Annotated in this window: 19 protein-coding genes; 12 read left to right on the top strand and 7 right to left on the bottom strand. The window is 52.0% G+C overall.

The window, feature by feature from the left end:
* Window positions 1-31 precede the first annotated feature (31 nt).
* Window positions 32-1,321 carry an ATP-binding protein gene (locus VB712_RS08970; RefSeq protein ID WP_323254220.1) on the bottom strand — a complete coding sequence of 430 codons (1,290 nt, stop codon included), beginning with the start codon at window positions 1,319-1,321 and terminating at the stop codon, window positions 32-34.
* Between the two features lie 287 nt (window positions 1,322-1,608).
* Here VB712_RS08970 and VB712_RS08965 point away from each other — a divergent pair, with 287 nt between their 5' ends.
* From VB712_RS08965 to VB712_RS08950, 4 genes are all read left to right on the top strand, one after another.
* On the top strand, window positions 1,609-1,926 hold the full coding sequence (locus tag VB712_RS08965) for a DUF3155 domain-containing protein (RefSeq protein ID WP_323254219.1): 318 nt from the start codon (window positions 1,609-1,611) through the stop codon (window positions 1,924-1,926).
* Window positions 1,927-2,635: 709 nt separating this feature from the next.
* Window positions 2,636-3,571: a hypothetical protein gene (locus VB712_RS08960; RefSeq protein ID WP_323254218.1), complete on the top strand. Its 936-nt coding sequence runs from the start codon at window positions 2,636-2,638 to the stop codon at window positions 3,569-3,571.
* 111 nt (window positions 3,572-3,682) lie between these two features.
* Window positions 3,683-3,958 carry a hypothetical protein gene (locus tag VB712_RS08955; protein WP_323254217.1) on the top strand — a complete coding sequence of 92 codons (276 nt, stop codon included), beginning with the start codon at window positions 3,683-3,685 and terminating at the stop codon, window positions 3,956-3,958.
* Between the two features lie 6 nt (window positions 3,959-3,964).
* Window positions 3,965-4,348: a toxin-antitoxin system TumE family protein gene (locus VB712_RS08950; RefSeq protein WP_323254216.1), complete on the top strand. Its 384-nt coding sequence runs from the start codon at window positions 3,965-3,967 to the stop codon at window positions 4,346-4,348.
* A 326-nt stretch (window positions 4,349-4,674) separates the two neighbouring features.
* Here the strand turns inward: VB712_RS08950 and VB712_RS08945 are convergent, their stop codons facing one another.
* Window positions 4,675-5,892 (bottom strand): HEAT repeat domain-containing protein, encoded by a 1,218-nt coding sequence (locus VB712_RS08945; RefSeq protein ID WP_323254215.1) that lies wholly within the window; start codon window positions 5,890-5,892, stop codon window positions 4,675-4,677.
* A gap of 473 nt (window positions 5,893-6,365) precedes the next feature.
* On the opposite strand from VB712_RS08945, the gene VB712_RS08940 reads away from it, so the two are divergent.
* From VB712_RS08940 to VB712_RS08915, 6 genes are all read left to right on the top strand, one after another.
* Window positions 6,366-7,907: a ferredoxin--nitrite reductase gene (locus tag VB712_RS08940; protein WP_323254214.1), complete on the top strand. Its 1,542-nt coding sequence runs from the start codon at window positions 6,366-6,368 to the stop codon at window positions 7,905-7,907.
* 75 nt (window positions 7,908-7,982) lie between these two features.
* Window positions 7,983-9,311, top strand: a complete 1,329-nt coding sequence (locus VB712_RS08935) for a CmpA/NrtA family ABC transporter substrate-binding protein (RefSeq protein WP_323254213.1) — start codon at window positions 7,983-7,985, stop codon at window positions 9,309-9,311.
* Between the two features lie 150 nt (window positions 9,312-9,461).
* Entirely contained in the window at window positions 9,462-10,292 is an 831-nt protein-coding gene (ntrB, locus tag VB712_RS08930; protein WP_323254212.1) for a nitrate ABC transporter permease, read from the top strand.
* Window positions 10,293-10,400: 108 nt separating this feature from the next.
* On the top strand, window positions 10,401-12,443 hold the full coding sequence (locus VB712_RS08925; protein WP_323254211.1) for a nitrate ABC transporter ATP-binding protein: 2,043 nt from the start codon (window positions 10,401-10,403) through the stop codon (window positions 12,441-12,443).
* Window positions 12,444-12,478: 35 nt separating this feature from the next.
* Window positions 12,479-13,309 carry a nitrate ABC transporter ATP-binding protein gene (locus VB712_RS08920; RefSeq protein ID WP_416236298.1) on the top strand — a complete coding sequence of 277 codons (831 nt, stop codon included), beginning with the start codon at window positions 12,479-12,481 and terminating at the stop codon, window positions 13,307-13,309.
* A gap of 157 nt (window positions 13,310-13,466) precedes the next feature.
* Window positions 13,467-15,557, top strand: a complete 2,091-nt coding sequence (locus VB712_RS08915) for a nitrate reductase (protein ID WP_323254209.1) — start codon at window positions 13,467-13,469, stop codon at window positions 15,555-15,557.
* Window positions 15,558-15,652: 95 nt separating this feature from the next.
* Here the strand turns inward: VB712_RS08915 and VB712_RS08910 are convergent, their stop codons facing one another.
* Both VB712_RS08910 and argJ read right to left on the bottom strand, forming a co-directional pair.
* Window positions 15,653-16,363 (bottom strand): Uma2 family endonuclease, encoded by a 711-nt coding sequence (locus VB712_RS08910; protein ID WP_323254208.1) that lies wholly within the window; start codon window positions 16,361-16,363, stop codon window positions 15,653-15,655.
* Between the two features lie 152 nt (window positions 16,364-16,515).
* A complete protein-coding gene (gene argJ / locus VB712_RS08905) occupies window positions 16,516-17,787 on the bottom strand; it encodes a bifunctional ornithine acetyltransferase/N-acetylglutamate synthase (RefSeq protein WP_416236299.1) in 1,272 nt (423 codons plus the stop codon).
* A gap of 322 nt (window positions 17,788-18,109) precedes the next feature.
* On the opposite strand from argJ, the gene VB712_RS08900 reads away from it, so the two are divergent.
* Both VB712_RS08900 and VB712_RS08895 read left to right on the top strand, forming a co-directional pair.
* Window positions 18,110-18,289: a hypothetical protein gene (locus VB712_RS08900; protein ID WP_323254206.1), complete on the top strand. Its 180-nt coding sequence runs from the start codon at window positions 18,110-18,112 to the stop codon at window positions 18,287-18,289.
* A complete protein-coding gene (locus VB712_RS08895) occupies window positions 18,289-19,269 on the top strand; it encodes a Gfo/Idh/MocA family oxidoreductase (RefSeq protein ID WP_323254205.1) in 981 nt (326 codons plus the stop codon). Before VB712_RS08900 ends, VB712_RS08895 begins: the two co-directional genes overlap by 1 nt.
* Window positions 19,270-19,455: 186 nt before the next feature.
* Here the strand turns inward: VB712_RS08895 and VB712_RS08890 are convergent, their stop codons facing one another.
* The 3 genes from VB712_RS08890 to arsC form a co-directional block, all read right to left on the bottom strand.
* Complete coding sequence (locus VB712_RS08890) at window positions 19,456-21,054, bottom strand: Hsp70 family protein (RefSeq protein ID WP_323254204.1); 1,599 nt, start codon at window positions 21,052-21,054, stop codon at window positions 19,456-19,458.
* Between the two features lie 54 nt (window positions 21,055-21,108).
* The gene (locus tag VB712_RS08885; RefSeq protein WP_323254203.1) at window positions 21,109-22,188 is read right to left on the bottom strand and encodes a Fe(3+) ABC transporter substrate-binding protein; all 1,080 of its coding nucleotides are present in this window, start codon (window positions 22,186-22,188) and stop codon (window positions 21,109-21,111) included.
* A 293-nt stretch (window positions 22,189-22,481) separates the two neighbouring features.
* On the bottom strand, window positions 22,482-22,883 hold the full coding sequence (gene arsC, locus VB712_RS08880; RefSeq protein WP_323254202.1) for an arsenate reductase, glutathione/glutaredoxin type: 402 nt from the start codon (window positions 22,881-22,883) through the stop codon (window positions 22,482-22,484).
* Window positions 22,884-22,926 lie beyond the last annotated feature (43 nt).

Genomic DNA, 22,926 nt, shown 5'->3' with positions numbered 1-22,926 from the left:
AAGTGGGAAGTGGGAAGTGGGAAGTGGGGTATTACTCCCCTCGCCCAGGGGTTGGGAGAGGGGTTGGGGGTGAGGGCTGGCGGGGTAGCCAGATTGTAAACCTTGTGCCGGGGGTTGTGGGGTTGTTGGTGATGGGGCTGATCAGTTCGATGCGGCCTGCCATTTGGGTGATTAAATCTTGGGCGATCGCCAGCCCCAATCCTGTACCCGGAATCTCCCCGGCTCCCTGCACGCCGCGATAGCGTCGCTCAAAAATCCGGGGCTGATCCCCTAGGGGAATGCCGAAGCCCGTATCGCTGATGGCAATGGCTACCTCGGTGGGGGTGCTCTGGGTGCTGACGTAGATTTCGCCCCCCTGAGGGGTGTATTTAATCGCGTTATCCAGGAGATTACTCACAATTTCCTGAAGGGCGATCGCATCTCCCCAAACCTCTTGATCTGGCCAAAGATCAGGAGCCGTCAACCGGAGGCCCCGCTCTTGGGCGATGGCTTGGGCGGAGGCGATCAGGGGGGGGAGCAGGGTTGCGAGGGGGAGGGGTTCGCGTTGGAGCGTGGCATTGGGGAGAAGGGCGAGGGTGGCCCCTGGATCCGCCAAAGCTGGAGGGTTGGCGGCATTGGGGAGGGGGGCATCCCAGGCTTTAAACCATTGTTCAAATTGCCGCAGCAGGGTCTGAATGCGATCGCTCTCCCGGACTAGGTTTTCGGCAACACTATAGTTGCGATCGCTCGGTTGGAGCCGTTTTAACAGCAGTTTGCTAAACGTGCGCAGGGCGGTGATTGGGTTGCGGATTTGGTGGAGGAGGGTATCGAAGTGATCTCGCTGTTGTTGAAATTGGCGGTATTGCTGGCTGAGTTTGGCTTCCCCTTGGCTGGCTTTTTGATCGAGGAAGCAGGCGATCGCCAAGCTATGGGCAATTTCGTTAATCTGATCCAGTTCTCGCGGTTGCCAGGGGGCCGTTTCCCGGCGGGCCACCAATAGCCCCATCACTAATTTTTCGTGGAGGAGGGGAATAATCAACTGCCGCTGTCCCCAAAACACATCATCCGTCCAGGGGGGCGTGAGGGCGAGATCGGGATCTGGATGGGCGGGGGGTTGCTCCCCCGGAGCGGGGGCGAGGGCAAGGCGGTGGGGGCCATCGGGGGGATAGGCGATCGCCCCTTGTCCCGGATACATCGCCACCGGATGGAGTTGGGGTTGAACCCCCTCGGCCCATTTTTCCGTGAGATACACCGCGCACCAAGTCGCCTCCAGCACCTGGGCCAACAGCGTCACCTGGGATTGACAAAGGGTTACAAATTCTCGACTGGCGGGGATAAGCATGATCAATTCCCTGGTTGGATCGGGAGCATTTTTCCAGTCCTGCCTCAGCCTTAGCCCGCCTATCCCTACAAAATGTTAAAGAAAACTAACATTTCAAGAAGTTTATGCTAGATTTTCTGTAGGAATTCCTGCACATCACCGCAAACCTGCCCTGTGAATTTGAGAATTTGCTGCGGCTGGAAAGAAAAAATGCAAATATACTTGCTTTTTTTACCCAAATTCGGTAAACTATGCACGAATTTTGTAGCCATAACTACAGCATACAGTTGGAATAGGAGGTAATCAGGTTGGCCAGGAAACGTAAACGAAAAAGCCGTCGTCGTCAAGAGGGGCGAAAAATTCTGGAGCTAGTACCCCAGTATAATCTAGAAAGTGGCGAAGATAAACCAGTGACAGCAGCGCGGAAATTCATTGCTTCCCAAGGCATCATCCCCCCTGCTGTCCTCGTGGTTCGTCGCAACGAGCATACAACCGACCGATATTTCTGGGCAGAAAAGGGTCTTTTTGGCGCACAATACGTCGAAGAAAACCATTTCCTATTTCCTAGCTTGCGGACGGTTGCTCCTCAGCCTCAAGCTAAAACCCCAGTCGGTGCTGCACCCTAAGCATGACAATGCTTTGATTGTTCAGTGTTGACGCTCCTGAAACAAGAGTTTTCCCACTTTATCACGGGTTGGTAAAGTGGGAATAATTTTTGAAAATTTTTTTCCATGGGGAAGTCCAGCCCTGCTCTGGCAAGGCTCTGAGGGCAATTCCCCTTCTCTCTTCTATCTAGCCTAACCCACCCCCCCAGGGGCCACTGTAACCAATCCTACAAAATCCACCGGCCTAGATCTGGGGTGGGGCTAAGGATCGGAGGGGCGATCAGTATGCTACGCGGATCGTCCCCATTTGCCCCTTATGATCGTATTGGCGTTGGGCAACCCTGCTCCTCGACTGAGGCAGAGCTTCTAGGCAAGAATTACAAGGAAGAATCAAGTAATAACTGAAACTGATTAAATGCTTGGAGGTAGACCTGAATTAGATAGCATCATGTAGGAGATCAGACAGCCTCTTGGGAAAGGGTTAGTATGGACTGGAAGTGCCTGCTATGAGAAATATTAAGTTAATCCTAAGAAACCTAGACATTCGGTTGGAAGAAGGATTACACTGGAAGTCTAAACTCAATTATCTTTAACAGGAATGCCATGAAGAAATAATTCCGCTTAATTGACTGATAAATTGTTAGCTGGACAAAAATTTTTCAGTCGTCAAAACCCAAACTAAATGTTTTTACAAAAGAACTTAAAAACGTCATTTTCATGAGATAATGTCATGACTAATACATATTGGCGAGATGAGTTTTGGAGAACGAGTTCATTAGGTAATACGCACTTGGTTCGAGGGCATGAGGTAAGAAGATATGATCGGGATCATGACAGTGTAAATAATGGTGATACAGATCAATCTTTTGGTGAAAATCAAGGACAGAAAACTTACTCAACTACTTGTTGGTGGTGTGGCGAAACTGTCTTTTACCATACAAATGGCAATGGCGATTCTGTGCTCTTTGATCCGCCTTTAGGATGGCCTTGGCAAGTTCATCCTTGCTGGTCAGAGTATTCAAAAGGACAGAAGAAAATTTCAGACATTTCCCATGTTCATGAAAATGCTCAATATCCTCCACAATCAAATCAATACTTTAATCAAAATATTGACTCTTTAGTTAAAGATCTTATTGACTCTCCATCCGAAAATCTTATTGACCACATTATTCAAAATAACTTTCCTGAAATTCATGAAAATGATAGTACAATTGAGAACGATCATGTAATGCTTTTAGAATTAGTGAAAGTGATGAACATTACAATAAATCAAATTAAATTAGTACGCTTTGGAAATTGCTCTGTTGTTTGGAGCGAATCAAAATTGTCAAACTTCACTAAACTTCCCATTGAAAAACTGAGACAAAAATATGGAAAGTTTTATGTTCGACATGAAAAAAGTGCAATTAGTATAAAAACCATACCTTTTGCGAAAATTTACCGTAAAATAGATAGTAAAAATATTCACGAAAAACACCAGTTAATTATTTGGGCTTTGAAAGCGACGGGAAGTATAAAAATGTCGCAATCTGGACTTTGTTTAACTGAAGATTTACTTGCACAAAGGATGGGATTGTCAGTACAAGATCTAAATTTTCACTTTTCACAAGTCTATACTCAGTATACATCAGGAAAAGTATGTGTTCCTTATGAGCCACCTAAATAGATCCAAAAGCCAATGAATTTAAGAAGCACCGTGCGTCAAATAGATTAACTGACGATAAAAACAGCCATCTTGACAACCGACGCACCATCTATACTAAATCCAAATCCCCCCATGAATCAAAAATTAATCCAATCCCTAGTGCAAATTATCCTTTCGCTGTCCGATGAAGAACGGCAATACCTAGATCATGAAATTAGCAAGTATTCCATCAGTCAAGAAATTGCTGAAATAGAACAAAAATTACAGGAATTTGAACAAAAATACCACATGAAATCAGAGTATTTTTTTCAACAGTTTCAAGCAGGTCAACTCGGAGATTCAATCGAATTCTTTGAATGGAACACCTACTACGAAATGCTCTCCAGTGCAAAAATTCAAACCTCTTGAAAATTTATGGACTTAGCGCAATATATGGCAAGCATCAAAAACAAACTATCCACCACCAAAATCATTGCTGAAATCGCAATCGTTGATGAGCGAATCTTCCTTGATCGTGGTTACTTTCGAGCACGCTTAATCCTCACAAATAACGACTTCCTAGAAATCGCTGAATCTTTTACAATACAAAACAATCAGCCCTCAACCTTAGATTATCGCTATCAGTGGATGGACTCATCAAAACAAATGCTTAGAAAACGATGGGATAGCGTCAACCATTTTCCTGACTTACCAAACTTTCCTCATCATGTTCATATTAATTCAGAAAACAACGTCAAACCTGGAAAATCTCGCAATATTTTAGAATTTATCGATTTTATGGAATCCGAGTTACACTAAGCAAATCCAGTTTTTCCTCGCAACAGAATAACACAATAACCAGAAACCGGGTTGCGTCGATTTTCCCCTCGTTACTTGGCTCTGCCAAGTAACACCCCCCGGAGGCTCCGCCTCCACTGGGCGGCAGAGCCGCCCAATACCCGCGCCACGGCAGAGCCATGGCACGAGATGACCCCCAGAAACCGGGTTTTTCATTTCCCCCTTTCCCCTGCCATCAGCCCAACAACCCGGTTTCTCACCCCCCCCAGCCTCAACGATCAAAGCCAGAAACCGGGTTGCGTCGATTGGCTCGTTTTTTGCCCAGATTGTCCCAAAAACCCGGTTTCTTAAGCCTCCGTGCGGGGTAGCTCAAACCGCTTCAGAGCAGCGATCGCATGGAGCCGCACCTTCACATCCACATCCCCCATTAACTGCACCAAGGGATCGATCGCCACCGGATCCCGCAACTGCCCCCAAGCTTGGGTCAACGCCTGCTTAATTTGTGGATCAAGGGCGCGATCGCGATAAGTCTGATAATAATCCACCAAAATTTGCGCCCCAAAATAGCGGAGATTCTCCACATCAATCCGCCCCAACACCGCCAAAGCCTCAATCTTTAACGGCAACGGCAAATCCGCCAACACCCCCCCCAACACCCTTAAACTATGCTCACTCGCCTGCCAACCCAACGCCCGGATCAACGTCTTTTGCAACGGGATCGGCGTAGTCGGGCGCGTTAACACCTGGGCGATCGCCGCCACCGCCGCCGGACTGCCCAAACGACCCAACGTTAACGCCGCCTGCTGACACACCTCCAACTGCCAATCCTCCAAACAGGGGGCCACCATCGCCACAAACGCCGCCTCCTCCATTTGGTGAATCCGTAACCCCAACCCGATCAACGCCTCCCGCCGCACCACCGCCGCCGGATCCCGGAGCGCCCCTTGCAGAATCGGCAACACCCGAGGATCTTGGAAACTCGCCAACGCCTCAATCGCTAAATGGCGCACCGTCGGATCAGGATCATGGATCAGCGTCGAAAGGGGATCAATCACAGCAACATGGCGAATTTGAGCAAGGGAACGGGCCGCTAGGGGCCGGGCATCGGAAATCGTTAACGCCGCCGAAAGAGAGGCGATCGCCCTGTTGCCAATTTGAGCCAAAGCACCGGCCACAATACGCTGTAACTCCTCATCAGCACTGGTTTGCAAAAGACGAATCAGCACCTCAATCACCCTCGGTTCGGGAAATTCCCCTAAAACCCGCCCCGCAAACCAACGGGCCTCCGGTTCGCGGTCTTCATCTTCTAAAAGGATGATTAAGGCGGGAACCACCCCCTTCCCCAATTGGGGGAGCAACTTCGCCACCTCCCACCGCTCTTGGAAATCCCCCCAAGTTAAAACCATCAGGGCCAGGGCGATCGCCTGTTGCTGTTCTTGGTAACTGGGATGGGCTTGGGGGGCCAACCATTGACGTAAACAGGTACAAACCCGTTGCCAATCCCCTGTTTCAGCGGACTGCACCGCCACCGTAAGCGTCTGGGACATCACTACTATTGCCGCCATAGGAAAGTTCAACTCTGCGTAGCCAAGGCACGATCAAGAGTTCGTGATCTTCAGTTTAGGCGCAGGAGCGGGGTTTTTTCCAATCCTGCTATGCATTTTATGCATTGTCAATATTGATTTTTTTCATCAAACCAGAACTTTTGTGTCCACTGTTACAAAAATTCATTGATATTCTTCCTAATGTAAAGTCATTCAAAATTTTTTTTAAAGTTTGTTTTCAAAACGGGGCGATCGCTTGACAGCATTCCTCCTTTCTGTCCCATCGATCTTGAATGGTCATGCTCTCCATTCCTAGAGACTGACCCCATTCAACCCCCGGCATCATTCCCCAGCGCTTCTCGCTGAACCCAAACATCTGGCTGATCCCCTAGGATCATCCCCCGGTTTAAACCAAGGAGTTCCATCAGGCTTGGGTGATGCTGATAACCCCAAACCTGAACCATGAGCCTTCCTTGACTTATCTCATTACTCCTATGACCCCATCCCCTTCCCTCAATAAATTTGAAAAATTCAAAGCTGAAAAAGACGGTTTAGCCGTCAAAGATGAACTAGAACATTTCGCGGCCATTGGCTGGGAGTCCCTCGACAAGACCGATCTAGAGCATCGCTTAAAGTGGCTAGGCATTTTTTATCGCCCCGTCACTCCTGGTAAATTCATGCTGCGGTTACGACTGCCTAACGGTATTTTAACCGCCGAACAAATGCGGGTTTTAGCCACCGTTGTCCAGCGCTATGGTGAGGATGGCAGCGCCGATATTACCACCCGCCAAAACCTGCAATTGCGCGGCATTCATCTCGAAGATATCCCCGATATTTTCACTCAATTTAAAGCCGTAGGGATCACCTCGATCCAATCCGGCATGGACAATGTACGCAACATCACCGGCTCCCCCGTTGCCGGGATTGATGGCAATGAACTGATTGATACCCGGCCCTTAGTGCAAGGGGTTCAGGACATGATCACCAATGCCGGAGAAGGCAATCCGGCCTTTACGAACCTGCCGCGAAAATTCAATATTGCCATTGAAGGCGGGCGGGATAATGCCGTCCATGCGGAAATTAATGATATTGCCTTTGTCCCCGCCTATAAAGAGGGTCAATTAGGCTTTAACGTCTTGGTGGGGGGCTTTTTCTCCGCCAAACGGTGTGAATCCGCCATTCCCCTTAATGCCTGGGTTCCCCCCACCCTTGAGGGAGTCGTTCCCCTCTGTCGTGCCATCCTTTCCGTCTTCCGGGATCACGGCCCCCGAGCCAATCGCCAAAAATCGCGGCTGATGTGGCTGATCGATGAATTGGGGTTAGCGCAATTTCGGGCGATGGTCGTGGCACAGTTGGGGCAACCCTTAGAAACTGCCGCCGAGCATGACGAAATTGATTGGGATAAACGGGATCACCTGGGCATTCATCCCCAACTGCAACCGGGCTATGCCTTTGTCGGGCTGCACGTTCCCGTCGGTCGTTTCGATGCAGAGGGAATGTTTGAATTGGCCCGCCTTGCTGAGGTTTATGGCAATGGCGAAATCCGCCTCACCGTCGAGCAGAACGTGATCCTCCCCTTTATTCCCCAGGAAAACCTTGAGACACTGCTCACGGAACCCCTCTTGCAACGGTTCAGCCTCGAACCTAAGCCCGTGGCGCGATCGCTCGTCTCCTGTACCGGGGCGCAATTTTGTAACTTTGCCCTGGTGGAAACGAAACAGCGAGCAGTGGCGATCGCCGCCGCCCTCGACGAACGCCTCGAAACCCCCCAACGGGTGCGCATCCATTGGACGGGCTGCCCCAACTCCTGTGGCCAGCCCCAAGTCGCCGACATCGGCCTAATGGGAACCAAAGTCCGCAAAGATGGCCAAACCGTCGAAGGCGTAGACATCTACATGGGGGGAACCGTCGGCAAAGATGCCAAGCTCGGCACCTGTGTTCAAAAAGGCGTTCCCTGCGAGGATCTGATCCCCGTCTTGGAAAACCTGATGGTTGAGCATTTTGGCGCAAAACGCCGCCAACCCGCCACCCTCTAAACCCCACGGTAATTGTTGTCGCGGATTACCGTCCTTTCAGTTTCACCCTTTGCACCTATTCAATACCACGAAACCATGAGTAACTTTTCCCGCCGTCGCTTTCTCTTCACCACCGGAGCCGCCGCCGCCACCACCCTATGGCTCAATAGCTGCGCCTCCCGCACCGAAACCACCAGCGAAACCACCAACGACATTGAAACCGTCGCACCCCTGGACATCGCCCCCGAAGATGCCCCGGAAATCACCACCGCCAAGCTCGGTTTCATCGCCCTCACCGACTCCGCCCCCTTAATCATCGCCAAAGAAAAAGGCTTTTTCGCCAAATACGGCATGACCGATGTCGAGGTGATCAAACAAGCCTCCTGGCCCGTCACCCGCGACAACATCGAACTCGGCTCCGGTGGCGGCGGCATTGACGGGGCCCACATCCTCACCCCCATGCCCTACCTCATGACCATGGGCGCAATTACCCAGCAACCCGTCCCCATGTATCTCCTGGCTCGCCTCAACGTCAATGGTCAAGCCATTTCCGTCAGCAAAGACTATCTAGATCTCAACGTCACCGTTGATAGTAGTCCCCTGAAAGATGCCTTTACCAAAGCCAAGGCTGGTAATAAAGAAATTCAAGCCGCGATGACCTTCCCCGGCGGAACCCATGATCTATGGATGCGCTACTGGCTCTCTGCCGGTGGCATCGTTCCCAATACCGATATCTCGGTGATCCCCGTACCGCCGCCGCAAATGGTGGCCAATATGCGCATTAGTGCCATGGAAACCTTCTGTGTGGGAGAACCCTGGAATGAGCAATTGGTGAACCAAAACCTCGGTTTTACCGCCTTAGTTACCGGCGAACTGTGGCAAGATCACCCCGAAAAAGCCCTTTCTCTGCGGGCGGATTGGGTGGATGAAAACCCGAAGGCAACGATGGCCTTGCTCAAAGCCACATTAGAAGCTCAAAAATGGTGCGATCAACCGGAAAATAAAGAGGAAATGTGCAAAATTGTTTCCCAAGATAAATGGTTCCAAGTGCCTTTTGAGGACATTATTGATCGTTCCCAGGGCAAAATTGACTACGGCGATGGCCGCACCGTTGATGACCCCAACATTGCCATGAAATTCTGGAATGATTTTGCCTCCTATCCCTTTAAGAGCCATGATCTTTGGTTCTTAACGGAAAATATCCGCTGGGGCTATATTCCCGCCAATACCGATACGAAAGCATTGGTGGAAAAAGTGAATCGCTCTGACCTCTGGATTGAGGCTGCTAAAGCCATTGATACCCCAGAAGCAGAAATTCCCACCAGTGATTCCCGTGGCGTAGAAACCTTCTTTGATGGCGTTGAGTTTGACCCGGAAAATCCCCAGGCTTATCTCGATGCGCTGAAGATTAAGACCCCGAAATAAGTAGGGAGGAATCCCCCCTGCCCCCCTTAAAAAGGGGGGTTCAAGAGTATACCCCCTTTAAAAGGGGTCGGCGTAGCCGGGGGATCTCGCCTCTATTGTTACTGACTTAAATTCCCAACCCATTAACTGCCTATCTTTTGATTTTGACCTATGGCTTCTTCTCCCCTGCGTTATCCGACCACTAATCCCGTCCTCAAAAAGCTGGCTCCCATTGCCCGCAAAGTTTTCCCCCCCTTAATTGCTCTCACCGTTTTGCTCATTATTTGGCAAATTCTTTGCAACGACCCCACCTCCAATCTCCCCAGTCCGATTAAAGCCTTTAATGATACCTACACCTTAATTATCGATCCATTTTTTGATAACGGTGGCACGAATAAGGGGTTATTTTGGCAGATTCTTGCCAGTTTGGAGCGGGTTGCTATTGGTTATAGCCTTGCGGTGGTGGTGGGAATTGCTGTCGGGATTATTATCGGCAGTAATGCCCTGCTCTATGATGCCTTTGACCCCATCTTTCAAGTGTTGCGCACTGTGCCGCCCTTAGCTTGGTTGCCTATTGCTTTGGCGGCGCTGCGTCAGGCGAATCCCTCCGCTATTTTTGTGATTTTCATTACGGCAATTTGGCCGATTATTATCAATACCACGGTGGGAGTTCAGCAAATTCCCCAGGACTATAAAAACGTCGCCAAGGTGTTGAATCTATCAAAACGCAAGTATTTCTTTAATATCCTCTTTCCCGCCGCTGTCCCCTATATTTTCACCGGGTTACGGATTGGCATTGGGTTGGCTTGGTTGGCGATTATTGCCGCTGAAATGCTTGTGGGCGGTGTGGGGATTGGCTTCTTTATTTGGGATTCTTATAACAGTTCTCGGATGAGCCAAATTATTTTGGCGTTGATTTATGTGGGGGTTGTGGGTTTGTTACTGGATCGCCTGGTTTCGTTCATCTCGACCTTTGTGATTCCCGAAGAACCGAAGCATTAAACCCGACGTTCTCGCGGGTGCGTCAGCCATGATCCTGCACTTTTACCTCATGGGTGAATTGCTCTGATCTATTCTACCCATTCCCCATTCTCTATTCCCCTACACACCATGATTAACTTCCTAGAAATCGACCACGTTGATCGCGTTTTCCCCCTGGCCAATGGTGGTCGCTATGTGGCGCTGAAAAACATTAATTTAACGATTAATCAAGGGGAGTTTATTTCTCTTTTAGGCCATTCCGGTTGTGGTAAGTCAACATTGCTGAATATTTTGGCGGGGTTGGATCGACCCACGGCCGGGGGGATCATCCTCGAAGGGCGCGAAGTGCGCAAACCGGGGCCCGATCGCATGGTGGTGTTCCAAAACTATTCCCTCCTGCCTTGGAAGACGGTGCGGGAAAATATCGCCTTGGGGGTGAATGAGGTGCTCTCCCATTTACCCAAGGGGGAACGGCAGGCGATTATTGCCCAAAGCATGAAGATGGTGAAGCTCGATCGCGCCGCTGATAAAAGACCGGGGGAATTATCGGGGGGGATGAAGCAACGGGTGGCGATCGCCCGCGCCTTAGCCCTCCGCCCCAAGGTACTTTTATTGGATGAACCCTTTGGGGCGTTGGATGCGCTAACGCGGGGCAGTTTGCAGGAGCAGTTAATGCAGATTTGCCAGGAAAGCGGCGTAACTTGTGTGATGGTCACCCATGATGCCGATGAGGCTCTGCTGCTCTCCGATCGCATCGTTCTGCTCACCAATGGCCCAGCGGCCCATGTGGGGCAAATCCTCACCGTCCCCTTCCCCCGTCCCCGCAATCGCCATGATGTGATCAACCATCCCCGCTACTATGCCCTGCGGGGGGAAATCATCTATTTCCTGGAACAGCAAAAGTTGGCGAAAAAACGCCCGGTGCGTCAGGCTCCGGCAATTATTGCCGCCAATGGGTTGGAAAAGGTCAATCTCGATTTAGGGTTTATTCCCCTCACCGACTGTGCGCCCTTGGTGGTGGCCAAGGAAAAGGGCCTGTTTGAACGCCATGGTTTAACCCAGGTGAACCTGAGCCGCGAACCCAGTTGGAATGCGATCGCCGCTGGTCTGCGGGAGCAACGCCTGGATGGGGCCCAGGTGGTGGCGGGGCTACCCCTGGCCATGACCTTGGGTTATAACAGCAAGCCGCCGATCCCCATCGTCACCGCCTTAACCCTCTCCCGGAACGGCAATGCGATTACCCTAGGGCAGAAATATTTAGAGATGGGGGTGCGATCGCTCCTCGATCTGAAAGCGCTCATCGATGCCAAGCGCACAGATGCCCACAGCAACGGCCAACCCTACCAACCCTTAAAACTGGCCACGGTTCACCCTGCATCCATGCATAACCTGATGCTGCGCTACTGGCTCGCCAGTGCCGGTATTGACCCCGATTATGATGCAGAGATCAGCATTGTGCCGCCGCCGCAAATGGTGTCGAACCTGCGATCGGGCAACATTGATGGTTACTGTGTGGGGGAACCCTGGAACACCGTCGCTGTGCAGGAAAACATTGGTTATGCGATCGCCACCGACCTCGATATTTGGCCCGGCCACATTGAAAAGGTGATGGCGGTGCGGGAAGATTGGGCCACCCAATACCCCCAAACCCATTTAGCCCTCATTAAAGCCCTCCTGGAAGCCTGCAACTATTGCGACGATCGCCGCAACCGGGATGAAATTGTCGAGCTGCTCAGTCGCCCTGAATATCTGGGCGTTGAACCTGAATACATCCGTCCCGGCTTCATTGATGCCTACGATCGCGGCATGGGGGATGAGCCGGAAATGCTGCTGAAATACAACACGTTTGCCATCGACAAGGCCAACTGTCCCGACCGGGTGGAGGCATTATGGATTCTTGCCCAAATGGCCCGCTGGGACATTACCCCCTTCCCCCGCAACTGGATCACGGTGCTGGATCGGGTGCGGCGGGTGGATGTCTACAGTGAAGCCGCCGAGCAGGTGGGTTTTGCCGGGTTAGAACCCAATCGCAACGCCATTCAACTCTTTGATGGCTCATTATTTGATCCCGATGATCCCATTGCTTATTTAGAAAAGTTAGCGATTAAGCGAGACATTCACATCGAAAAAATCGACCTTGATGCCCTTGCGCTCCTTGCCCCCCTTACTTAACTTGATCTACCCTCTTCTCACCCTTATTTACGATGATGCAAATGCTCAACCTATCCCAAACTCAAACCCAAACCACCGAGGCCTTTCTTACGATTGATCGGGTCTCGAAGGTGTATCCCACGCCTAAGGGTGATTTTGTTGTTCTTGATGATGTTAGCCTTGCGGTTAAGGAAGGGGAATTTATTTGTGTGATTGGCCATTCTGGCTGTGGTAAATCGACGTTGCTCAATATGGTTTCTGGCCTGAGCCAACCGACGACAGGACAGGTGCGGCTCCGGGAGCAGGTGATTACGAAACCGGGCCCTGATCGCATGGTAGTGTTTCAAAATTATTCCCTCCTACCCTGGCAAACGGTGTTTGAAAATATTTATTTAGCGGTGGATAGTGTCTTTCCCCATAAATCCCGCAAGACGAAAAACACGATTGTCGAGGAGCATTTAGAACTGGTGGGTCTGACGGAAGCAGCGAAGAAGAAACCGACGCAAATTTCCGGGGGAATGAAACAACGGGTGGCCATTGCCCGCGCCCTGGCTACCTGTCCCGAAATGCTGATCCTTGATGAACCATTTGGGGCTTTGGATCCAATTACAAGGGAGGAATTACAGGAGCAATTACTGGACATTTGGCGACAACATCAAATCACTGTATTAATGATTACCCATGATATTGATGAAGCTTTATTTTTAAGCGATCGCCTCGTGATGATGACCAATGGCCCAGCGGCCCACATTGGCGAAATCATGGATATTCCCTTTCCCCGGCCCAGGGTGCGATCGCGCCTCATGGAAGATCCCCACTACTACGAACTGCGCAATGAAGCCCTCGATTTCCTCTATCGCCGTTTCGCCCACGAAGAAGAAGTTTAATCCCAACCGAGAGCCAATCCTTGCCAGGCAAAAGATGAGGGCGCAAGATGTTTGACCCGGACAATCCCGAGGGCGAAAGATTTTTCGCCCCTACATCCCCTCCCCACCACCATTTCATCCTTCATCCTTCATCCTTCATCCTTCAAACCCCTCCCCCATGACCCAAAATCGCACCCTTTGCCCCTATTGTGGTGTGGGCTGTGGCCTCACTGTTGCCCCCGGTAGCGGGGCGAATCCTTGGCGGGTCACAGGCGATCGCACCCACCCCTCTAGTCAGGGGAATGTCTGCGTTAAAGGGGCCACCATTGCCGAAGCGTTGGATTGCGATCGCCTCCTTTATCCCCAATATCGCGCCAGTTTGGATCAACCCTTTGAACGGATCAGTTGGGATCAAGCTTTAGATTTAATCGTGGCCCAAATTCGCCAAACGCCCGTAGATCAGCTTTGCATCTATGGCTCAGGCCAGTTGCAAACAGAAGATTATTATGTGACGCAAAAACTGCTCAAGGGTTATTTAGGCACGAATAATTTTGATTCTAATTCCCGGCTTTGTATGTCTTCAGCGGTGGCGGCCTATAGCCAAAGTTTTGGTAGTGATGGGCCGCCCTGTTGCTATGACGATTTAGAAGCCACGGATTTTGCCTTGATCATTGGCGCAAACATGGCAGACTGTCACCCCATCGCCTTTAACCGCTTGGCGAAATACCACAAACGCCATCCTGATGTGAAGTTAGTGGTGGTGGATCCCCGCTGTACAGCGACGGCGGCCAAGGCGGATCTCCATTTGGCGATTAATCCCGGCACTGACATTACGCTCCTCAATGGCATTGCTCACTTGATCGCCCAAAAAGGAGGCATAGATCAGGATTTTATCGCCCACCATAGCTACAATTTTGAGGCTTATCAGGCCATCCTTGCTGATTATGCCCCGGAGCGGGTGGCGGCAGTTTGTGGTGTGGCGATCGCCCACCTCGAACAAACGGCCCAATGGTGGGTAGAATCCCAGCGGGTGCTTTCCCTTTGGTCGATGGGGATTAACCAATCCTCCGAAGGTACAGCGAAAGCTCGCACGCTGATCAACCTCCATTTAATGACCGGCCAGATCGGCAAACCTGGCGCAGGGCCGTTTTCCCTCACCGGCCAACCTAACGCCATGGGAGGGCGAGAAACCGGCGGCTTGGCCCACATCCTCCCCGGTTATCGCAGCGTGACCAATCCCCAACATCGGGCAGAACTCGAAACTGCTTGGCAGCTACCGCCGGGCCAGATTTCCCCAGCACCAGGGAAAGATGCAGGGGAAATGATCCGCAGTTTAGAGCGGGGTGAAATCAATCTGCTGTGGATTATGGCCACCAATCCCCTAGTGAGTTTGCCGGATTTGCATCGGGTCAAGGCTGCCTTAAAACAATCCCCTTTCACGATCCTCCAAGATGCCTACCATCCCACCGAAACCACCGCCTACGCCCATCTCCTCCTCCCCGCCGCCCAATGGAGCGAAAAAACCGGCACAATGACCAATTCAGAGCGGGTCGTGACGCTGTGCCAAGCCTTTCGGGAGCCGCCAGGGGAGGCGCGGGCGGATTGGCAGATTGTTGCCGCAGTGGGGCAGCGGTTGGGGTTTGATGGGTTTGATTTTGCCGATGCAGCGGCGGTTTATGGAGAATTTGCCCAACTCACCGCTGGCCGGGTTTGTGATCTGACGGGGATCAGCCACGATCGCCTCCGCGACATTGGCCCGATCCAATGGCCCTGCCCTGCCGGAACGGAACCCCAAACCCACGGCCAACAACTTTATCCCGATTTACAATTTCCCACCCCCGACGGCCGGGCGAAATTTATCGCCGTCCATTCACGGGGTTTAGCCGAACCCCCCGATCCGGATTATCCCTTTGTCCTCACGGTGGGCCGCCTCTACGGCCATTGGCACACCCAAACCCGCACCGGCCGCATCCCGAAAATCACGAAAATGCACCCCCAACCCTGTTTAGAAATTCATCCTCGCGATGCCCAAAAGTATGGGATTAGTGCGGGGGATTGGGTGGTGGTGCGATCGCGCCGAGGCATGGCTCGTTTTCATGCAGAAGTGACAAAGGCGATCGCCCCTGGAACCCTATTTATTCCCATGCATTGGGGGGCATTATGGGGGGAAGATACCGAAGCCAACGCCCTCACCCATGGGGCCAGTTGTCCCGACTCCAAACAACCGGAATTAAAAGCCTGTGCCGTGCAGATCGAACGATGGGGTTAGGGCGAAAGGTTTAATGTGGAAAATTTAGGGCGAAAGGTTTAGATCGCAAATTAGGGCGAAAAATTTTTCGCCCCTACAAGTAGCATTTAAGGAGATTAATCCAGATCCGGTTCAATTCCCGCCGCCCGCAGTTGGGCCAGGAGTCGCTCGGTTCGCTGCCGTTCTTGGGCCAATTTTTCATCTTTCCACAACAACAAATTCCCCCCTTCATCCCACCACCGCAGCCATGACCCGGTACGGCCTAAAGCTGTCCCCAACCAAGTTCCTAAATGGAGATTCAATTCCGGGAGCCAGTGGCGGCCGTCACTGTTGGGGGTTTCAATGGCATATTGGCCGCGATCGCCTAGACGGTAGCATTCCAACGTATTGCTATGGGGGGCAAAGATGACATAAACCGGGACGCGCAGGATCTGTTCATAAAAGAACCATTTCCCCGGCGGGTAGGTGGGTTTTGTGGAATATTCCCCCCCTTCGGTTTCCGAAACAAATTCCATGACAATTTGGGGAAAATCCCCTTGCAGTTGCGGCGTATAGCTACGTTCAATCTCCTCCGGGGGGACGGAAAAACGGGGAATATAGGCCCAATCGGGGGCTTTGATGACGATTTTGCCGTTGAAAGTGGCGCAGATGCCGTAATTGGTGGCGGTGATGCTTTGGGCGTTGATGCGATCGTTGCCCCGCAGGGCATCGGTGAGGGCTTCGGCCAGGAGGGGCTGGGTGCGATTGTCCACGGGGTCATCGGGTAAACGGTAATCATCGGGGAGTTTTTCCCAGGTGATGATCGGGGCGGCGGCGGTGGTGATCATGGCGGGTTGGGTTGGCTATGCTGACTATCATAAGTAGTAGCTTTAAACTAGCATGGTCGTCCCATTGATTGGCGTGGGGGCGAAAGATTTTTGTGCCTCCGGCAGGCTTACGCCAACGCCCCTACATCAACCTGTTGCCTGTTGCCTATTCCCTATGTCGTATATTCCGCATTAATTTTCACATAGTCATAACTAAGGTCACAGCCCCAAGCCAAACCAGACCCGGAACCATTGCCTAAATCGACGGTAATTTCCAGGGGATGATCCAGGTCTTGGATTAATTGGCCCGTGGGGGAGGTACTGGAAGATTGAGCAGCGATCGCCTTAATGTAATCACTGGCAGCAACACGATCAAAGGGAAGGGGTTGCCCCGCTTCCATCATTTTGAATTCCCCTAGGTGAATGCGGAGCCGGTTTTGATCAAAGGGGACATCAGCCCGGCCAGCGGCGGCGGCAATGCGGCCCCAATTGGGATCACGGCCGAAAATGGCGGATTTCACTAAGGAAGAGCCGACAATGGTTTTCGCCACCTTGCGGGCAGCGGCATCGCTGGGCGCTCCGGTGACGCGCACTTCGATTAAACAGGTGGCCCCTTCCCCATCACGGGCGATCGCCTTCGCTAAATATTGGCAAACCTCCACCAACATCGCCTCTAATTTGGTTGCCTCCGGCCCCGGCTCGGTGATGGCCGTCGTGCGGGATTGGCCATTAGCGAGGGCAATTAAACTATCGTTGGTACTGGTATCGCCATCAACGGTAATTTGATTAAAACTTTGGTCGGTGGCCCGTTGGAGCATTTCCTGCCAAAGCGTCGTTGAAACCGCAGCATCGCAGGTAACAAAGCCGAGCATCGTGGCCATGTTGGGGTGAATCATCCCGGAGCCTTTGGCAATGCCCCCAATGCGTACCGGGCGGCCTTCGATGTGGGTTTCTAAAGCAATGGCTTTGGGGACTAAATCCGTGGTGATAATCGCCCCCGCACAGCGATCGCCCCCCTCACTATCCAACGCCGCCACAACTTGCGGAATCCCAGCCCGAAAGGCCTCCATCTTCATCCGTTGACCAATCACCCCCGTGGAGGCCAGCAAAATTTCATCGGGGGAAATCTTCAGGGCTTCCCCTAACAATGTGGCGGTTTCCATCGCATCTTGCCAACCCTGTTCCCCCGTGGCGGCATTGGCCTGGCCCGCATTGCAGAGAATGGCCCTAGCACTAGCCTTAGCTTGGAGGCGTTGGCGGCAATAGTCCACACAGGCCGCCCGCACCGCAGAGGTCGTAAACACCCCAGCGGCGATCGCCTCACTTTCAGAATAAATTAGGGCTAAATCCGGTGAACCGGAGGGCTTTAACCCAGCGGTGATCCCGGCGGCTTGAAAACCCCGAGGGGCTGTGACACTCCCTTCAACCCGTTGCCAATCTGCCATAGAACGCTCCTTCATGATTTTGCGGTTAGGAGGTTATTTTAGAGGAGGATCGAGAAATTCTCCCCCTCAAGGCCGGGGGAAATTCTGCCTAACTTAATAAATCTCTACGTTCAAATTGGGTAAAATGCCAAAAAATTAAGGCACATTAGTAATAAAGCGCAACCCAATTGCTGCGATCTGCTTAGGCAGATTTTGCTTTCCATGGGGTGAGCTAGAATTTCCCATTCTATGGGCATTGGGCTTTGCGCCCTTCCATCCCTGCCGATTGTCAGGACATACCACTCAACTTTACCGCTCAATTGATGTCAACCCCGTGATCATCATGGTTTTTAAGCTCAAACAACTCACCCTCCTTGTCTGGCACTATCTCAATCAACCCCTGTTTGATTCCTCCGCACGGACAGCTTTCGATATCAGTCGCTTTCTCTATCTCTACCGTCTGCAAACTTTAGAACGGTGTTGGCAGAAAGACTGCGCCCAACAGGGCCAGCATCATCACTGATGGGCCAAGATACCGTACTCCGATGGGGAGTGGTGGGAACGGGTTATGTGGCGAAACGGCGGATCGAGGCGATCGCCGCCCATCCACAAACGGCATTGGTGGCCATAGCGGGCCGTCAGCCCGATCGCGTCCTTGCCCTTGATCCAGATCGCACCACTGCCCAATACGGCCATTGGCAGGATCTGATCACCCACCCCGATCTCGATGGGGTGGTGATTGCGACGATAAACTGTGATCATGGGGCGATCGCTGCCGCTGCCCTCAAGGCTGGCAAACACGTCATTTGTGAATATCCCCTGACCTTTGATCTCGAGGAGGCAGAAACCCTCCTGAACCTTGCCCAAGAGCAGGATCTCCTCCTCCACATTGAGCATATTGAACTGTTGGGGGGGTTACATTTAACGATGCAAGAATATTGTCCCACCATCGGCAATATTCACTATGCCCGCTACATCACCCTCAGCCCCCAACCCCTGAAGCTCAACAGTTGGAGCTACAACCGGGATCAATTTGGCTTTCCCCTCGTTGCTGCCCTCTCACGGATTCATCGTCTTACGGATTTGTTCGGCTCGGTGGCAACGGTGAGTTGTCAACTGCGCTATTGGGATCAAGATTCCCTGCCGGATTATCGGGCCTGCCTCTGTGCAACTCAGTTGCGGTTTACCAGTGGGTTGATTGCGGATGTCACCTATGGGAAAGGGGATCAGTTTACGGAGGGGTTGCGGCAGTTTGAGTTACAGGGCGATCGCGGTAGCCTCTGGTTTGATCAGGAGCAGGGCCGGCTCACCCAAGGGGAAACGGTGCAACGGTTAGAATTGGGGACGCGGCGGGGCTTATTTCAGCAGGATCTCGATGGGGTGGTGGCCTATCTCTGCGAAGGTCAACCGTTATATGTGCAACCGGCGGCGAGTATCTATGCGTTGCGGGTGGCGGTGGCGGCCCAACGGGCGGCGGAAACCCAAACGGTGGTTTGGGTTTGATCCCCCCTGCCCCCCTTAAAAAGGGGGGTTCTGAAATTTAACCCCCTTATCAAGGGGGTTCTGAAATTTAACCCCCTTATCAAGGGGGTTCTGAAATTTAACCCCCTTATCAAGGGGGTTCTGAATATTTAACCCCCTTATCAAGGGGGTCGGCGTAGCCGGGGGGATCCTCCGCAAAAGGGGTTTTTAAGACAGTTCAGCGACGATCGCATTGGTTAAAAGTTGCTGCTGGGTGAGCAAATCTTCGACGGTGAGGCGCAGTTGGCGTTGACTATCAACACGGAATTCTAAACGGAGGCGATCGCTCCCTGGCACACCAGGGGGGGACAGTTGGGCAATGGTTTTCGCCCCTTCCCGATCATTGAGGGGTTGGACGGCGGGGCCATCCCCGCTTAGGGTGCGGGTGACGAGGCGATCGCCATCAAAATACACCGCCGTTGTACTGGTTTGCGTCCCCAATTCCCCCATCACCAACTCAATACTGGGCTGATTCTCCACCGATGCGCCGAGAAATAGCTCAATGGGTTCGGTCATCGGGTAGGGTTGGCCCGCCGGGATGAGGGGATGCCAACTGTGGCAGCGATCGCGCCGATTCCAATAGCGAATCCCGTAGCTGTGATAGAGGAAATCCTTTAATTCAAAACCTTGGGCTAACTGCAAACCCCCTAGGGCGATCGCCCCAAAGGGATTATCGACACGAATTTTCGGCGCGGGGAAATATTGCCGAATCCAATCCTGTACCGCTGGGAGTTGCGTCGTTCCCCCCACCAGCAGCACTGTATCAATGGCTTCGAGATCAATGCCTTGCGATCGCCCCTGTTGCAACACCTGAGCCATTAACCCATCCAGGGTATTGAAAAAGCCCCGTTCCCCTAGCAGGGTATGGAATTGGGAGCGATCTATGCGTAAGGTATAGCTATCGAGGGTTTCATCATCAAAATAGACTTCATCGGCCTGAAATTGGCTAGAGAGTTGAATTTTTAACCGCTCCGCTAAACGGGTGATCAATGTTGATTTAGGCACATTTTGGGTCGTCACAAAATAATCCACCAACCAATCATCCAGATCTGAGCCGCCCAAATTTTGCCCCGCCTTAGCCAAAACCCGCGCCGTTTTTACCCGCTGATTTTCCCTCTCCCCTAACAGGTTATCTCCCCATTTAAGGATAAAACCCAGGGGTTTACTCTGGGTTTTTTGGCCCAAGGCATTGAGTTGCACCAAGGAAAAATCCACGGTTCCGCCACCAAAATCCACCACGAGCACCACTTCCGCCATTTCCCGGCCATAGCCGAGGGCGGCGGCGGTGGGTTCATCGACGAGGCGAATTTGCTCGATGGGGAGGCCATGGCACAGCCCCAACAACCAACGGCGATAGGCTTCAAAGCTATCCACCGGAACCGTCAGCACCAAGGATTGAATGGGGCCATCCGCCTGTAACCTATCGAGAATTTCCCGCAGGAACCAACTACCAGCCTGTTCAAACGTAATCGTTTTACCTTCCAATTCCGGCAAAAACCCCTGCACCTCCGCCCCAATCCCCCGTTTAAACCGGCGGAAAAAGCGGGGATCACCGGGAATATCCAGGCCGCGATCGCGCACCATCTGCCCCAACAACACCTGACCCGTTGCCCCCTGCTCCACATAAAGCAGGCTGGGGATCAGAGGGGGATTCGCCAAAATTTGCTGGCTCAGGGGGGGAAGGGCGAGGATTTCCCCGGTTTGGGTGGTGGGGTTGAGACGGGCAACGACGGTGTTACTCGTCCCAAAATCAATGGCAACAATCATAGGTGCATTAATCAAGATTAGGCGAGGGCCAATCTTTAAGTTAGCTTACTTGGTTCACTTCCAACCGGCCTGATCCATCAATTGCACTGCTTTGGGGTTGAGTTCGCCGTACTCCTCCACCTTCAGTTCTGAGGCTTTGAAGTCCCCTAGGGTTTTTACCACTTCGTGGGCGGCGACATCTTCAACGACGGGATATTCATTATTGGCGGCGGCGAAAATCTCCTGGGCCTCGGGGGTGACGAGAAATTCTAAAAAGGCGATCGCATTTTCCTGATTCGGTGCATTGGCTGTCACCCCCGCGCCGCTGATGTTGATATGGGTTCCGCCCTCATCTTGATTGGGGAAGAAAACGCGAATTTTTTTCGCTACCTCTTGATCAGCGGGTTCTTCCGAACGGATCAAACGGCCCACATAATAAGTATTTGCAATAGCCACATCACAAGCTCCGGCCGCAACAGCCTGGATTTGGGCAGTATCATTACCTTCGGGGGGACGAGCAAAGTTAGCCACCAACCCTGCAAGCCAAGCCTTAGCTTCCGCTTCCCCCAGTTCAGCAATTTTCGCCGCCACCAAAGACTGATTATAGATATTGCTCGAACTGCGAATACAAATCCGCCCCTTCCATTGGGGTTCAGCGAGGGCCTCGTAGGTGGAGAGGTCGGATTCTTTGACTTTATCGGGGTTATAGATAATCACCCGCGCCCGCTTGGTGAGGGCAAACCATTGATTTTGATCATCACGGAGATTAGCAGGGATTTTCTCAGTTAAGACCTCCGATTCAACGGATTGTAAAATCCCAGCTTCTTGGGCCCGCCAGAGGTTGCCCACATCCACTGTCATCAGCAGATCGGCAGGACTATTGGCCCCTTCGCTTTTAATCCGCTCGATCAGTTCCTCTTCTTTCCCTTCGATCAGGTTGACTTCAATCCCTGTAGCCTCGGTGAATTTTTGATACAGTTCTTCGTCGCTGTCATAGTGGCGGGAGGAATAGAGATTGAGCACGCCGCCCGCTTCTGGGGTGGGGGATTCGCCGGGGGTTGAGGCTTCCGGGGTAGTAGGGGCAGAGCAGGCGATCGCCCCCAGCATCAGGCTAGAGACGAGCAAGGCAAGGGTTCGGGAGAAACGGAGCTTCATAGGGTATCCACAATAAACAAGGTCTTTTATTTTAGCCTTAATGCTACTTTTTCTCAATTAATGGGCAAAAATTAAGATCGCCTCTGGATCGCCTGTTCCCCGCTTATTCAAGAAAATGCCAAAATCTTTCAAAAGGGCAAAGCTGATTAAAGGTTTTGGCAAATGCGGCGGGATAGTAGTGGGTATTTTGTGGAGACGGTGGCGGGGGGTAGAGAGGATTAATTTTTTTATACCGTTGCCTGCTCAACCAAAAACCCGTAGGGGCGAAAAACCTTTCGCCCTCCTGTTGCGATTTAGCCCTCAGTCAATTGCACGATTAACGCCTCCACCCGCGCTTTAATTTCATCCCTCACTCGGTGGAATGTTGCCAAGGGCTTGCCATCGGGGTCTTCTAATTCCCAATCCGCAAACACCGCCCGCAATACCCAAGCCTCCGGCAAATTCACCCCACAACCACAGAGGGAAATCACTGCATCATAATCTTCCGCCTGAAAAGCATCGAGGGGATCGGAGGTTTGGTCAGTGATATCAATGCCGATTTCTTGCATCACTTGGATGGCTGTGGGATGGACACGACTGGCTTCTAAGCCGGAAGATGTGACGTTGATTTTGCCCGCGCCGAGGGTTTTGGCAAAGCCTTCCGCCATTTGGGAACGGCAGGAATTGCGCTTGCAGACGAACATGACGTTTTTCATGGTTTTAGTCCTTTGGGAAATGAATAGGTGGGATCCCCCCTGC

Origin of the sequence: Spirulina sp. CCNP1310 (assembly GCF_034932185.1) — a bacterium.
Taxonomy (GTDB): domain Bacteria; phylum Cyanobacteriota; class Cyanobacteriia; order Cyanobacteriales; family Spirulinaceae; genus Spirulina.
The sequence above is the reverse complement of the archived record's forward strand: the minus strand, read 5'-3'. Positions and strand labels throughout refer to the sequence as shown.

What these genes read in the sequence shown, in the direction of transcription:
- VB712_RS08970 (WP_323254220.1), bottom strand. Translation starts at nt 1,321, where the DNA reads ATGCTTATCCCCGCCAGTCGAGAATTTGTAACCCTTTGTCAATCCCAG.
- VB712_RS08960 (WP_323254218.1), top strand. Translation starts at nt 2,636, where the DNA reads ATGACTAATACATATTGGCGAGATGAGTTTTGGAGAACGAGTTCATTA.
- VB712_RS08955 (WP_323254217.1), top strand. Translation starts at nt 3,683, where the DNA reads ATGAATCAAAAATTAATCCAATCCCTAGTGCAAATTATCCTTTCGCTG.
- VB712_RS08950 (WP_323254216.1), top strand. Translation starts at nt 3,965, where the DNA reads ATGGACTTAGCGCAATATATGGCAAGCATCAAAAACAAACTATCCACC.
- VB712_RS08945 (WP_323254215.1), bottom strand. Translation starts at nt 5,892, where the DNA reads ATGGCGGCAATAGTAGTGATGTCCCAGACGCTTACGGTGGCGGTGCAG.
- VB712_RS08940 (WP_323254214.1), top strand. Translation starts at nt 6,366, where the DNA reads ATGACCCCATCCCCTTCCCTCAATAAATTTGAAAAATTCAAAGCTGAA.
- VB712_RS08935 (WP_323254213.1), top strand. Translation starts at nt 7,983, where the DNA reads ATGAGTAACTTTTCCCGCCGTCGCTTTCTCTTCACCACCGGAGCCGCC.
- ntrB (WP_323254212.1), top strand. Translation starts at nt 9,462, where the DNA reads ATGGCTTCTTCTCCCCTGCGTTATCCGACCACTAATCCCGTCCTCAAA.
- VB712_RS08925 (WP_323254211.1), top strand. Translation starts at nt 10,401, where the DNA reads ATGATTAACTTCCTAGAAATCGACCACGTTGATCGCGTTTTCCCCCTG.
- VB712_RS08920 (WP_416236298.1), top strand. Translation starts at nt 12,479, where the DNA reads ATGCAAATGCTCAACCTATCCCAAACTCAAACCCAAACCACCGAGGCC.
- VB712_RS08915 (WP_323254209.1), top strand. Translation starts at nt 13,467, where the DNA reads ATGACCCAAAATCGCACCCTTTGCCCCTATTGTGGTGTGGGCTGTGGC.
- VB712_RS08910 (WP_323254208.1), bottom strand. Translation starts at nt 16,363, where the DNA reads ATGATCACCACCGCCGCCGCCCCGATCATCACCTGGGAAAAACTCCCC.
- argJ (WP_416236299.1), bottom strand. Translation starts at nt 17,787, where the DNA reads ATGGCAGATTGGCAACGGGTTGAAGGGAGTGTCACAGCCCCTCGGGGT.
- VB712_RS08900 (WP_323254206.1), top strand. Translation starts at nt 18,110, where the DNA reads ATGGTTTTTAAGCTCAAACAACTCACCCTCCTTGTCTGGCACTATCTC.
- VB712_RS08895 (WP_323254205.1), top strand. Translation starts at nt 18,289, where the DNA reads ATGGGCCAAGATACCGTACTCCGATGGGGAGTGGTGGGAACGGGTTAT.
- VB712_RS08890 (WP_323254204.1), bottom strand. Translation starts at nt 21,054, where the DNA reads ATGATTGTTGCCATTGATTTTGGGACGAGTAACACCGTCGTTGCCCGT.
- VB712_RS08885 (WP_323254203.1), bottom strand. Translation starts at nt 22,188, where the DNA reads ATGAAGCTCCGTTTCTCCCGAACCCTTGCCTTGCTCGTCTCTAGCCTG.
- arsC (WP_323254202.1), bottom strand. Translation starts at nt 22,883, where the DNA reads ATGAAAAACGTCATGTTCGTCTGCAAGCGCAATTCCTGCCGTTCCCAA.